The sequence below is a fragment of the Arthrobacter sp. 35/47 genome (assembly GCF_000520475.1).
In the GTDB taxonomy this organism is placed as follows: Bacteria; Actinomycetota; Actinomycetes; order Actinomycetales; family Micrococcaceae; genus Arthrobacter_D; species Arthrobacter_D subterraneus.
Genome location: NZ_KI914582.1, coordinates 12,818 through 24,725, shown reverse-complemented (window position 1 = coordinate 24,725; position 11,908 = coordinate 12,818). Strand labels below are relative to the sequence as shown.

The following is an 11,908-nucleotide window of genomic DNA, read 5'->3' as shown; positions in this document are numbered from 1 at the left end:
CTTGTAGGCCATGCCGGTGTCCCGGTTCGCACCGGTATCCGCCAGTCCTTGGTTGCCGCCGTCGGGCACGGTGCCGCTGTGGGACCATTCGACTCCCGCGCCCACTGCTGCAGGAAGGCGGGACTGGTTGGACTGGTCCTTCACGTCCGCCGGTTGGGCGGTGATGGTTTTCGCCCGCATGAGGTCGATCGTGAAGGCGAGGAACGCGATGGTGTAGGTGAGGGCGGCGAGCAGCATGAACAGCTCGCTGTAGTCCCCGAGTACCTGGTTCACGGGTGTCACTGGTTGCTGCCTTCCTGCTGTGGCTGGTTGGTGTGATGGATTTTGCTGGCCCAGTACGTGGAGAGGGCGGAGCCGATGCTCAGGGCTTCCTTGGCGAGGCCGTGGTCTTTTCCGCGGGCGAGGAGACCGTATTCGATGAGGGTTCGGCCGTCGTCGTGGGTGCTGGCACGGACCCAGACCCGTCGGCGGCTGATGCTTAGGGTGAGGACCAGCCCGGTCAGGGCCAGCGACGTGGAGATCAGCGCCCCCGTTTTTCCGGGGTCATAGACGATGTCCAACGCTACGTAGCGTTTCAGGCCGTCGAACGTGATCGACCCTCTACCGTCGGGCACGTCATATGTCTGGTAGGCGCCCAGGACGATTCCCCCGTCGGGGGTGTTGCGACCGTTTAACTGGGTCAGGGCGGTGGTGTCGAGCTGGTACACGTTGACGGGGATACCGTCATCGAGCCCGAGGTCCCCATAGTAGGAGTTCAAATTCAGTTGCGGGTTGAACGGGTCAGGGTCGGAGCCGAACGCGACACCGTTTTCGTCCACGACCGCCGTGGGCAGGAAGAATCCCACAAAGCCGAGCTGGTCCGGTTGAGCGTCCGGGGCTTTGATAACGATGCTCGAGTTGTAGGTGGGGTCCTGTGGGAGGGCCGGCACAGGCCCCTGCAGGGCGATGTTCCCGTCTCCATCGCGCACCGTAATCACAGGGGCGTACCCGTTCCCAATAAGGTATACGTTCGTTCCACCGAACCCGATGGGCTCGTTCACCCGTAATGTTTCGTTTCGCGGCTGCGCTTCCGGGTTCTCTCGGGTGGTCATGGACGCGGTGAAGTCGACAGGGTTGCCGTAATTCGTCTCACTGCGGTCAAACGTCACATCGAAGTCATCCAGGGTCAGGGAGAAGGGCGCGAGCCAGTCCGTATCGAAATTGGTGCCCGGGAAAAAGAAATCGTAGCTGATCTCCGTGTTCGTGAACCCCTCGCCTTCGATGATCAGTTTCTGGCCCCGATATCCAAACAGTCCGCCCACAGCAACGGAGATGAGCACCCCGATCAGGGACACGTGGAAGAGCAGGTTGCCCGCTTCCTTCAGGTAACCCCGTTCGGCGGCCACCGAGGGGGTATCAGTGTCCTCGTCCTGGACCTGGACCCGGTAGCCGCGTCGACGCAGGAGGGCCGACGTGTCCGCCACTGCCGATGCGGGCGTCATAGCGGCCTGCGCCGGTAGGAACAGGGTCCCGTGTTCTGGCATCCGTGAGAGCCTGCGCGGGGTTCGCGGGGGACGGGAGCGCATGTGTTTCCAGTACACCCCGGCTCGGGGGATCACACATCCGATCAGGGAGATGAACAGAAGCAGGTAGATCGCCGAAAACCAGACAGAGGAATAAACGTCAAACAGTTGAAATCGGTCCATCCACGGCCCGACCCCCGGATTGTCTTCCAGGTATTGGGTGACCACGGCCGGGTTCGCCGGACGTTGTGGGAACAGCGAACCGGGAACTGCAGCCACGGCGAGGAGGAGCAGCAGCTGCACCGCGGTCCGCATGCTCGTCAACTGACGCCACGCCCACCGGAGCATTCCCATGGCATTGAGGGAGACCGGCGGCGGCTGAGTCTGTGAACTAGGCGACATCAGTCGGCGACGCCAATATCGACATGCTGGTAAGGGGCCCGGACGCGATCGGCGCGGTCAACAGATGCTGCGCGGTGTCCGGCCAGGGGTGTCTCGGGCTCACCCCGGCCCAGCGAAGGCGGGGCGTGGACTCCTCGTCGGTGATATCCAGCTAGGTTTTCGTGCAGCACAATGGATCCTTCACTCGTTGCTATCCACCATACTCCTAGACTTCTACAGAGTGTAGAAGTCTAGGAGTATGGTTCCGAGCCAGCCGGTTCGTGGGCGGACGGGTTGCGGTGATCTTTCGGGTTGTTCCCAGTGGGGGATGGTTCGGAATCAGCTGTCAGTGCGGAGATGGCTATCGCGACCACGCCGAGCGTGATCAGCACATCCGCGAGATTAAAGGTGGGGAACCAGCCGGTGTGGAAGTAATCGACGACTCCGGCGCCATCGAGTCGGTCGATGAAGTTTCCGGTGGCGCCGCCCAGTACAGCGCTCAATCCCACCAGGGACAACCGCTGCCCCGGTGTGGAGGCCTGCCGCCAAACATATCCTGCCAACGCCGCTGTGATTACGCCGGTGAAGACTATGACCACCCAGGGTGGCAGGCCGGAACCGATACTGAACGCGACGCCGGTGTTGTAACCGAGCTGGATGCTCAACACCCCGAGCTCGATGGACTGACCGTTCCCAAAGCGGGCCTCCACCAGGGCCTTCACCGCAAGATCAACGGCAGCGAACAAGGCTGCCAAACCTAGCCAGGCAGCAGGCCTGCCCAGATTCGGGATTCGCTTTTTCCGGGTTGAGCCGGCGTTGCCGAGGTTCATGCGGTGATTCCAGTGGTGTCCCGCGCCGGGCTGGTGATGCGGACCGGTGTCGTTCGGGTAATACGCCCGGCGCGCACGCCATTCGCGATGACGACAATTTCAGCCAGTTCGTGCACCAGGACCACGGCTGCCAGGCCCAGGATCCCGAAGAGTGCCAGTGGGATCAGTATGGCGATCAGCAGCAGTGACAGGCCCACGTTCTGGAGCATGATGCCCCGGGTCCGGCGGGCGTGGTCGAGTACCTGGGGCAGGTGGTTCAGGTCCTCACCCATCAGGGAGATGTCGGCAGTTTCGATGGCGACGTCGGTGCCCATGGCGCCCATCGCGATGCCCGTGTCGGCGGCGGCCAGCGCCGGGGCGTCGTTCACGCCGTCACCGACCATGGCGGTCGGCTGTCTGGCTTTGAGCGTGCGGATGATGTCCGCTTTGTCCTCGGGGCGCAGGTCAGCGTGCACCTCGCTGATGCCGGCGGCCGCACCGAGGGCGTTGGCGGTGATGGTGTTGTCACCGGTGAGCATGGCAGTGGTGTACCCGGACTTGTTCAGCCGGGCGATGACGGCTTGTGCTTCGGGGCGAAGTTCGTCGCGTACGGCGATCGCGCCGATGACCTGTCCTGCTTCTTCGATGAGGACCGCGGTCGCACCGGCTTTCTGCATCCGCTCGACGTCGGTGGCCAGCGGGCCTGGATCGATCCATCCGGGTCGGCCGAGGCGGACGTGGGTGCCGCCAAGTCTTCCTTCAAGGCCTGCACCGGGGACGGTGTCCATGTCCGTGATTTCGGCCCGGTGGCCCGTGGCGGCGAGGATCGCCCGGGCCAGCGGGTGTTCGCTGCGCGCTTCCAGTCCCGCCGCGAGGGCGAGGACGTGTTCGCGGGTCGCGTTTCCGGTGGTGGCGACGTCGATCACGGCCGGATGATTGTGGGTGAGGGTGCCGGTTTTGTCCAGGGCGATCGTGCGGATCTTCCCGAGGGTCTCCAGCGCGCCGCCGCCCTTGATGAGGACACCGATACGGCTCGCGGCGCCCACGGACGCGACGACCGTGACCGGGACGGAGATGGCCAGCGCGCAGGGCGAGGCAGCGACGAGCACCACGAGTGCGCGTTCGAACCACAGCAGCGGTTCCCCGACGATGAACCCGTAGACGATGATCAGGGCCGCGGCGATGAGGATGCCGGGAACGAGCTTTTTGGCGATGCCATCGGCCAACCGCTGGCCCGGGCCCTTGCGGGACTGCTCGGTCTCGACTATGTGCACGATCCGGGCCAGGGAATTATCCTCGGCACTACTGGTGACCTCGACCTCAAGAGGGCCGGTCCCGTTGATGGACCCGGCATAAACCTCAGCTCCGGGCCCTGCTTCCACGGGCACGGACTCCCCGGTCAGGGCAGAGGTATCCAGCGAGGTGCGCCCGGTGATAATCTTCCCGTCGGTGGCCAGCCGCTCGCCGGGACGGACCACCATCACGTCGCCGGGGACGAGTTGGGCCGGGGCGACGGTGGTCTCGACGCCACCCCGGAGAACCCTCGCCTCGGCAGGGACAAGGTCCAGGAGTGCCCGAAGGCCGCGGCGGGCTTTCGCCAGCGAGTACTCCTCCAGTCCTTCGGAAATCGAGTAGAGGAAGGCCAGCATGGCTGCTTCGTCGACCTCGCCGAGGGCGACTGCCCCGACCGCGGCGATGGTCATCAGCGTGCCAACTCCGATCTTGCCGCGGGCCAGGCGCCTAAGCGTGGAGGGTACGAAGGTCCACCCTGCGACCAGCAGGGCAACGATCTCCAACGGCAACGTCACCCACTGCTGCGCCCCGGCAGCGGAGGCTACCCACGCCACCAGCAGCAGGGCACCGGAAGCAGCGGCTGCGCGGACTTCCGACACCTGCCAGACCCCCCCGGACTCCTCCTCCGACCCAACCGAGCCGTGCTTATCATCGCTGCAACCGCATGCGTCGCTCATCAGGCATCCTCCTTCACCATCGGTGCAGTCGCCCGATCCGAGCCGTAATTCGGGCACAGGCTCACCGCATTGCCGGTGGCAGCCAGCAGAACCTCGGCGGCCGCCAGCATGTCCATCAACTCCGGGCGGGTCAACGAGTAGTACACACTTCGCCCCTGCACCCGGCCCTCGACCAGGCCGCAGTCACGCAGGCAGGCCACATGCGCCGAGACTGTGGACTGGGCCAGACCCAGTTCCCCGGTAAGGTCGCTGACCCGGACTTCACCGCCAGCCATCCGCTTTACAATGCTCAGCCGCGTCTGGTCACTGAGGGAGTGGAACAGGGCGGCAGCAGGATCGAGCCGGACACAAGCACCCGCGACCGAATGAGTAATCGTCATAAAGCGATCATAGCGGAAATTACAGATTTTATCGGCTAGGCTCGGCATGTGGAAGTAGCGCGTGTGGTTGCAGTCATGGAGCGCCGCCAGATTGGCCCGTGCCTGCTGGCATTGCCCGGGCGCGGTGTTTGGCTGGTTGGTGCCGGCAACGAGAGGCTCAAATCCAGCTAGGCGCCAGTGCGCATGGCCGGCGTCCCTTCGATGGAAGCTGCCTTAGCCCGGGCGCGGATGTGAACACCTTTCTCCGCTCCGGCGACCTGCCGGTGCCTGTTGCGACGGCTTCCTCGGTGGTGTCCGCGTAACCCAGGTTTTTCGTTCATGGCTTCACGGCGGTTACCCTACTGTTCGTCCGCGGGCCCATTCGCTGACCGGGAAAAGCGAAAGAGAGGGCAGCCCGTGTGGGCTGTCCTCTCTTTCGTTGGTTGCTGCTGGTTTATGGGTTGACGCGGACGTAGGAGGATCCGGGGAGGTCCGAGAGGGGGTGGAGGATGGTTGCGTTGGCGCCGTTCATGCCGCTGCTGATGACCTGGCCGTTGCCGACGTAGATGGCGACATGTCCGGGGCGGATGACGAGGTCCCCGGGGGTGGGGGTGCTGACGGCGGTGCCGTATTGGTAGAACTGTTCGGGTGCGAGGTCGCCTACGGATTTGCCGATGGAGCGCAGCGCAACCTCGACGAGGACGGTGCAGTCCTGGGTGGCCCCCATCTGTGCGTAGGCCGAGGCAACCAGTGCCGCTCCGATACCGCTGGCAGCAGGGGTGGGAGCAGGTTTCGGTTCCGCGGCCGGGGCGGTCTCGGCAGCTGGGGAGGAAACTTGCGGGGGGGCTACCTGAGCCTGTACAGCAGGTGCAGGCGGGGGGGCAACTTCCACACCAGGGGTTTGCTGGACCGGGACCTGCTGGATCGATGCTTGTTCAACTATCGGTTCCACGACCACCGGTTCGGGGGCCGGAGTGGCCTTCACTGCCTGACGTTCGAAGGCAATTTCGGCCTGTGCGGACGCTGAGACCGGTGCATCGGGGGTGCTGATGTAGTTCTCGATGCTGCTGCTGCCGGATATCTGGCGACTCGTTTCGGAGGCGACCGTGGCAGGGACACCGGCGGTTAGGATCAGACCGGATGCGGCAACGATAACTGCTGCATGGCGGCCGACGGATCCAGCGTTGGATGAAACAGCCTGAGAAATGCTTGTGATCGGATTGGTTTGAATGGGCTCAGCGCGGTGGCGGCCCAAGGCAGAACGATGTGACACAGTGAGTTGCCTCTCCCAAAGCCTGCGAGGTGAGCTGTCGGGTTCGGATGGGAGTCACCCGGCCATGCTGAATCTCTTCATAGAGCTTCAGTGGCTTAACCCCAAGGGCACCGGAGCCGGTGCCCACTTGATTGGTTCCCCCGCCTCTGCCATGCGGTTACAACGAACGGACCCAAGTCAGTGGCAGAGCTCGGTTATCTGACCCGGGGATGCCAGCAACATCTGGCACGCGCCTGATCGTATCCGCAACTGCGCCGGTTTGTCACATTTCGGTTACGGCATGTTGGGGTGCACCGCCATTCCCTTTAACGGTGGCAGTTGAGGGTGCACTAACTCTTGGTGGCTCCCTTGGCTATCCTGGTCGGCCATTGGCTCTTCCTGAGTGATGCCGAAGGAACGGTCTGACGCCTACGGGGAGGGATGCCCTGTTCAGGACGCCACCTGACTCAGCACTTCCGTGAGCCTTACGGGCCTACCGCACCGCGTGTGGCGCTGGGTCTGCCGTCGAAACGAAACAAGCGGGTCGGGCAGCGACGCGTCGGGAAGATGGCCCACCCACACACTTTCGGGAAGCAGGGCCCTCAACGGCTGGTAGAGAACTAGGGCTTTCCTCTAGCTAGACCACATCAGCAACCTAGCGCCCGTAGGGCGCCGTGGCGAACAATCCTGGCCCCGTGCCGTCATTCAGGTCATGTCCGACCCACGGTTGGGGAGCCTTTTTTGAACGTATTTACAGGTATTTTCCAAGCAGCCGCGGTGAGACTGAGGAGCAACGGGCCAGATGTCGACCGCAGGGGAGGGGCTCGGGATGTCTATGGTGTTGCGTGGTGTGGCGATTGCTGTGCTGACGGTTGCAGCGGTGGCCGCCTTGGGCTGGGCGTTCATTTACGGTGGAAGTACGGAACTGGGCCCGTTGGGCCGGGTGGGCCAAGCTGCGCTGTGGTCTGTGCCCGTTGTGAAGCTGGTCTTCAATCTGGCCGCAGCATGCACGGCCGGTCCTCTGGTGCTGGCTCTCTTCGTGCTTGCCCCTGATGAACCCGCACACCGGCAGGCACGACGCTTCGCCGGGTACTCGGCATCAGTCTGGGCACTGGCGGCTGGTGTTTTTACGATTGTGAATTTTCAGCTGATCGCCAATATCCCGTTGTCCGCTGACGGTTTTTTCGAGGCTTTCTTTTCGTTTTTGGTCACTGAAGATCCGGCGCTTTCCGGAGTGATGGCAACGGGTATCGCAGCCATCACAGCAGGGTTGTGTTTCATGCTGCGCGGGCAGTCAGCAGTTGCGTTGACGGCGGCGCTTGCCTTTTCCGGGCTTATCCCTCCGGTACTGAATTCTCATGCCGGCGGGGGAGCTGACCACGCCGACAGCACGCTGTCGCTGTTTCTCCACAGCGGCGCTGCCGTCGTATGGCTCGGCGGGTTGGCCGGTCTGGTCTGGCTACGCCCGTTCCTCGGCGCCGGCAGGCTGGGTACTGTCGTCCGCCGGTACTCGACCCTGGCATTACTCTCCTTCATCGTGCTTGCCGTCTCCGGCGTCCTTGCCGCGTCGGCCGCAATCGGCTCCCTCGCCCAGATCGGAACCCCCTACGGCGGAATCGTGGTGGTCAAATCCGCTGTGTTCCTTATCCTCGGCGTGTTCGGGGCGCTGCACCGTCTCTGGGTGGTCCGGCGCCTGGACACCGAGCCTGCCCGTGCCGCACGATACTTCTGGCTGCTCGTCGTTGTGGAGCTGGGCGTCATGGGTGCTGCCTCGGGGCTGGCCGTGTCCCTGGCTCGCACCGAGACGCCCACATCGCTGGGATTGACCGCCTCGAGTGAGCCGCCACCGGCACCCGCGCTCGGGAGTCTCCTCGCGCAGTGGGAACCGGATCCGCTGTGGAGCGTGGTGTGCGCCGTCGGAGCATTCGTCTACCTGGCAGGGGTGCGCAGGGCCCGCACCTCCGGGATGCGGTGGCCCGCCCATCGGACGGCGCTGTGGCTGACCGGCCTCACCCTGCTGTTCCTTGTGACAAACGGCGGCGTGCACGTCTACCAGGGCTACCTGTTCAACACGCATGTGTTGACGCAGATGCTCCTCACGGCGGTGGTTCCCCTGTTCCTGGTTATGGCTTCACCTTTATCGCTGGCGGAACTCGCCGTCAGACCCCGAACTGACGGAAGCACCGGAGGCCTGGAAATGCTCCGGTCATTCCTCCGACCGGCACTCGGGGCGGCTGCTGCTACCCCGTATGTCCCCGTGCTGCTGGTCGCCGGGACCCTCGTCGCCTTCTACTACACGCCGCTGCTTAGTTATTCGGCCCTGAGCCAGCTCGGCTACGCCATCATGACGCTTCTCGCGCTGTTCTCCGGTTGCATATACGTCGCAGCGTTGATCGGCGCCGCACAACCGGCACAGCTACCGATGAAACTCGGCGCCGTCGCGGGAACCGCACTGCTGTACGGCGTCTACGGGCAGGCGATCGGCGCGCAAGCCACGCGACTGGGAGAAGCCTGGTACACCGCTGTCGGACAGCCATGGGGGCAACAACCATCCGTCGCACCTGAACTCGCCGGACCCATCATCTGGGTCATCGCTGGCGGTACTCTGGCAACAACTGCGGTGATCATCGCCTTGCGAGGAATGGCAGGACACGGGGCAAGGGGATCACTCGAAGCAAATCCATGCCGGAGAGCCAAAGCCTCACCCAGCAGTTCCGTTCTCCGGTAGAAGCCCAGCAACTGCAGCAGGTTTTGGGATACCCCAATACCGAGATCCGCCGAGCTGAGTGGACTAATCTGACCGACGGAGCCGAGGAAGGGCAGACAGGCCTTATGCGGGCGGCCATCGGCGACTATCGATCTAGTTAGTAACAGGCGTCATTCATCCATTCATCGACTTCCACCTTGGCGGCCACGAAGCCGTCGTAGTCGAAATCTTTCGCCTCGCCCCGCCCAAGAGCCATGGTCGCTGCCAGAGTCTCTAGATCCGCTTCCAGCTCTGGCACAGCGGAAGCATCGACTTCTTCAACATTGGCTATCATCAGTTCCAACGCTTCCGGCGCTCCTTCACGCTCGGACAATATCAACGGAGGAAAATAGTTGAACATTTCCTGTTGAGGATAAAGAGCCTGACAGATTTTACTCTCAGCCGTAGGGGCGGCCGTTAACTCGGGAACCGCAGGCGCGGATTCACTTGGAGCTTCTTCGGAGCTGGCAGTTCCTCCTGAACAGCCAGCAACCAACCACGAGACACCCAACGACGTCGTGATTATCTTTACCGCGCCGACCTTACTCATCGAGATCATTGTCATCCTCGGTTCACTTTGCTTTCTTCGTACACAGCTGGACCAAACCAATTTTCTATCCCTGCAACCACGGTTCGACGATCAATCCCATCGTCTTGGTGCCAGAAGCGGCTGCAGGAGACCGCTTCCTTCGAAGTTTTAAGGGAAAGTCGATCGGAACTGGCTTTAAGAGCAGCCCTCCCTGGTCAGTTCAATTTCCAGTGGATGCCTCGCAGCGTAGTCGCGGTCAGCGCTTGAGTAATCGAGTTCGAGGTATGCTGCGGTTCCACTGTCGGTATTCTCATCAATTGAGACCTCCACCAGAACGTTGACGTAATCGTGGGTTTGCACTTCGTATCCGGCGGTAGGTAACGGCTCTACCGGCGCTGGCGCTTCACTCTCCTCAGCACCGGTGTCCGAGGCTTGATCGCCAGTGCTGTGATGGCCTTCACGACTAGCAGGGCTGGCTAGCGCGGATTGAAGCGTCAGTTGCTGCGGGGACCCAAGTTTCACTTCTCCGAGGGTGAATGTCTGGTCGGTCGCGTTGTGCACCAAGATGGTGACAAAAGAGGATCCCGTCGGCGGTTGCTGGGAACATAGCTTCCCACCGTTAGCAGTCACATTCAAAGGGTCATCATCGGCGGGATCCACGGGTTCCGGCTGCGCGGGGGATGCTCCGGCTCCACCCGATTCCTCACTGCTGGAATTCACGGAGGAGGAATCATCCTCAGTTCCCTCCGGCGCTATAGAGCATCCGGACGCGACACCCAGGATCACAGCCGAAACTAAGAGAACTTTTCCTTTACTGCTGATCATGTTCCTACGTTCTTTCCAGATCGTATATCTTACTTAGGGCGCAACTCTTCCATGCGAGCACATCATCTAACATCTTGTTCGTACTGCAGGAGTCAAAGGATTGGTCGTCTCATGGTGTGATTCAGTACGAAAAGCCGGAGGGTTCGTTCCGTCAGGGAAGACCGGCGGGACTGGTAGGAAGCCCACTGGGTAGCGGAGTCGAAAGTGCCACTACTCGCTGAGCTGCGAAGATTGACTGCTGAGCCAGGGTCCTTTCATGCGCCGCTCATCGCCGTCTTTGAGGATCAACTCACATAAGGGGACGGTGGCCTCGGCTGAAGGCGATCACGCCGTTACGAGCAGTCCGGTTGCGAACATCACGGCGATGCCGAGGATGATTCCGGTGGCCGTCAGGGGTGTGAGGGTTCGGCCGGTGCTGTTCTTGAGCATGGGCAGGAGTTTGATGGCCACTTGGCCGACGGCTCCGGCACCGATGCCGAGGAGGAACGCGGCAAGGGTGGGTTGGTAAACGGTGGCGCCGATCAGGGTTCCGAGCACGGCCGGGGCCCCGGCGGTGAGGCCCAGGATCGCCAGGCGGCCCAGTCTTGGCCGTTCCTTGGCTAGGGGTGTGACGATGGCGAGGCCTTCAGTGGTGTTGTGAAGGGCGAAACCGATGATCAGGGAAGCGCCGAGGGCGAGCGATCCGACGGCGTAGGCCGAGCCGATGGCCAGTCCCTCTCCGAGGTTGTGCAGTCCGATGCCGATCGCGATCAGCAGGGCCAGCCGTGCAGGGGGCAGGGCAGTCTCTTGGTGCGATCCGGTAAGGTCCTGGTGCCGGCGCATCCACGCGTCGGTGGCTTCCAGTATCAGGTAGGAGATGAGGGCTCCGAGGATGACGACGAGCGGGCCGCCGAAGGAGCTGTTGTTCTCGACGAGTTCGAACGCCTCGAGCGTGGCGTCGAAGGTCAAGTAGACCAGCAGTCCGACGGTGAGGCCGAGCAGCCCGCGTACCCAAGTCGCCGATGAGCGGCGCACGAACGGCATCCAGAGCATGCCCATGGCGACCGGGATGACGCCTACGTAGATCCCGAGCAGGGCCATGAGCCCGAAGAAGGAAGTGCTGCGTTCCGGGCTGAGGGCGGCGGCGTCAATGGTGGTGGTGATCTTGCCTCCGATGGAGGTGACCAGGGCGATTTCGTAGGGGTCCCCATCAACCCACATGTAGTTGACGGTGATCGTGCTGGCTTCCATCGGTGCAAGCTCAGCATCGGTTTGGGTGAAGGTGGCGTAGTAGTCCGAGACGTTGACCTGGGCAATGGAGACCGGGTCGGGTCCCTGGTTACGGACGGTCAGGCTGATCTGGCCGGGGGTCAGGCGGATGTCTTCGACCGCCACGTCTTCCTTGGGTGGCACGCCCTCGCCGAGGCCGGACAGTCCCGGTCCGTTCAGGAGCGAAAACAGGCTCACCAGGATGATTATCAGCACCAGGGGCCCGAGCCCGAGCAGCCAGCGCGGCTTCGGCCGCCGCGGAGCGTTTCCTGCCGGTCCCGGCGGGG

Annotated in this window: 9 protein-coding genes, 1 pseudogene and 1 riboswitch; of the genes and pseudogenes, 1 reads left to right on the top strand and 9 read right to left on the bottom strand. The window is 62.9% G+C overall.

The genetic code is table 11. The features are described 5' to 3' along the window. From X803_RS22465 to X803_RS22600, 6 genes and pseudogenes are all read right to left on the bottom strand, one after another. Positions 1-282 (bottom strand): annotated as a pseudogene (locus tag X803_RS22465) (hypothetical protein); the annotation flags it as partial. Continuing rightward, a complete protein-coding gene (locus X803_RS0101595; RefSeq protein ID WP_026543758.1) occupies positions 279-1,904 on the bottom strand; it encodes a cytochrome c biogenesis protein ResB in 1,626 nt (541 codons plus the stop codon). The gene X803_RS0101595 and the pseudogene X803_RS22465, both read right to left, overlap by 4 nt. A 230-nt stretch (positions 1,905-2,134) precedes the next feature. Then, positions 2,135-2,713 carry a signal peptidase II gene (lspA, locus tag X803_RS17115; protein ID WP_084033258.1) on the bottom strand — a complete coding sequence of 193 codons (579 nt, stop codon included), beginning with the start codon at positions 2,711-2,713 and terminating at the stop codon, positions 2,135-2,137. Continuing rightward, a complete protein-coding gene (locus X803_RS0101585) occupies positions 2,710-4,662 on the bottom strand; it encodes a heavy metal translocating P-type ATPase (RefSeq protein WP_026543757.1) in 1,953 nt (650 codons plus the stop codon). The genes lspA and X803_RS0101585 overlap by 4 nt, the downstream gene beginning before the upstream one ends. Next, a complete protein-coding gene (locus X803_RS0101580; protein WP_026543756.1) occupies positions 4,662-5,042 on the bottom strand; it encodes an ArsR/SmtB family transcription factor in 381 nt (126 codons plus the stop codon). Before X803_RS0101580 ends, X803_RS0101585 begins: the two co-directional genes overlap by 1 nt. 433 nt (positions 5,043-5,475) lie before the next feature. Then, the gene (locus X803_RS22600) at positions 5,476-5,748 is read right to left on the bottom strand and encodes an NlpC/P60 family protein (protein ID WP_253907368.1); all 273 of its coding nucleotides are present in this window, start codon (positions 5,746-5,748) and stop codon (positions 5,476-5,478) included. Positions 5,749-6,299: 551 nt separating this feature from the next. After that, positions 6,300-6,463, bottom strand: a riboswitch (cyclic di-AMP (ydaO/yuaA leader). 639 nt (positions 6,464-7,102) lie between these two features. Here X803_RS22600 and X803_RS0101565 point away from each other — a divergent pair. Next, the gene (locus X803_RS0101565) at positions 7,103-9,001 is read left to right on the top strand and encodes a bifunctional copper resistance protein CopD/cytochrome c oxidase assembly protein (protein WP_162149176.1); all 1,899 of its coding nucleotides are present in this window, start codon (positions 7,103-7,105) and stop codon (positions 8,999-9,001) included. 136 nt (positions 9,002-9,137) lie between these two features. On the opposite strand, the gene X803_RS17110 is transcribed toward X803_RS0101565, so the two are convergent. From X803_RS17110 to X803_RS17105, 3 genes are all read right to left on the bottom strand, one after another. Next, complete coding sequence (locus X803_RS17110; protein ID WP_156929930.1) at positions 9,138-9,569, bottom strand: hypothetical protein; 432 nt, start codon at positions 9,567-9,569, stop codon at positions 9,138-9,140. 174 nt (positions 9,570-9,743) lie between these two features. Beyond that, complete coding sequence (locus X803_RS21695) at positions 9,744-10,373, bottom strand: hypothetical protein (protein WP_162149175.1); 630 nt, start codon at positions 10,371-10,373, stop codon at positions 9,744-9,746. A 324-nt stretch (positions 10,374-10,697) separates the two neighbouring features. Continuing rightward, on the bottom strand, positions 10,698-11,908 hold a 1,211-nt coding region (locus X803_RS17105), incomplete at its 5' end, for a ZIP family metal transporter (RefSeq protein ID WP_084033256.1).

Coding starts and splice junctions, on each gene's coding strand:
- lspA (WP_084033258.1), bottom strand. CDS start 2,713: ATGAACCTCGGCAACGCCGGCTCAACCCGGAAAAAGCGAATCCCGAAT.
- X803_RS0101565 (WP_162149176.1), top strand. CDS start 7,103: ATGTCTATGGTGTTGCGTGGTGTGGCGATTGCTGTGCTGACGGTTGCA.
- X803_RS22600 (WP_253907368.1), bottom strand. CDS start 5,748: ATGGGGGCCACCCAGGACTGCACCGTCCTCGTCGAGGTTGCGCTGCGC.
- X803_RS0101580 (WP_026543756.1), bottom strand. CDS start 5,042: ATGACGATTACTCATTCGGTCGCGGGTGCTTGTGTCCGGCTCGATCCT.
- X803_RS0101585 (WP_026543757.1), bottom strand. CDS start 4,662: ATGAGCGACGCATGCGGTTGCAGCGATGATAAGCACGGCTCGGTTGGG.
- X803_RS0101595 (WP_026543758.1), bottom strand. CDS start 1,904: ATGTCGCCTAGTTCACAGACTCAGCCGCCGCCGGTCTCCCTCAATGCC.
- X803_RS17110 (WP_156929930.1), bottom strand. CDS start 9,569: ATGAGTAAGGTCGGCGCGGTAAAGATAATCACGACGTCGTTGGGTGTC.
- X803_RS21695 (WP_162149175.1), bottom strand. CDS start 10,373: ATGATCAGCAGTAAAGGAAAAGTTCTCTTAGTTTCGGCTGTGATCCTG.